This window comes from Neoluteolibacter marinus, from assembly GCF_014904755.1.
In the GTDB taxonomy this organism is placed as follows: Bacteria; Verrucomicrobiota; Verrucomicrobiia; order Verrucomicrobiales; family Akkermansiaceae; genus Haloferula; species Haloferula marina.
On record NZ_JACZFQ010000212.1, the window covers coordinates 1 to 430 of the forward strand.

1 protein-coding gene is annotated in these 430 nt (G+C 66.5%); it reads right to left on the minus strand.

The window, feature by feature from the left end; translation table 11 throughout:
* Positions 1-69: 69 nt before the first annotated feature.
* Positions 70-430: carbohydrate ABC transporter permease (locus tag IG178_RS24525; RefSeq protein ID WP_193215217.1), on the minus strand; the 361-nt coding region annotated here is incomplete at its 5' end.

Below are 430 nucleotides of genomic sequence, written 5' to 3' on the forward strand. Positions count from 1 at the left end.
CCTGGGCGTCCCAGGGAGCAGAGGTCGTCTCCGCGGAGACGGAGTCATGGGGCTGTGCGGTCATGTCGGTCACTGCTCCGTGGTCATGAAGCTCTTGAACATCAGACGCAGGGCCCAGGTCGCGATGATGATCGTGCCGATCACCACGACCACGCCCATGGCGGCGGCCTGGCCGACGTCGAAGCCCAGGAAGGCTCGCTGGTAGATGTAGAACGGCAGGTTGGCGCTCTGGGTGCCCGGTCCGCCTGCGGTCATGAGGTAGATCTGGTCGAACGTGTTGACCACGTAGATCGCGCCGAGCAGGACGCACAGCTCGATGTAGCGGCGCATGTGCGGCAGCGTGATGAGCACGAAGGACTGGATCTTGGAGGCCCCGTCCACGCGCGCCGCCTCGAGGACGTCGCGGGGCTGGGACTGCAGGCCGGCCAGG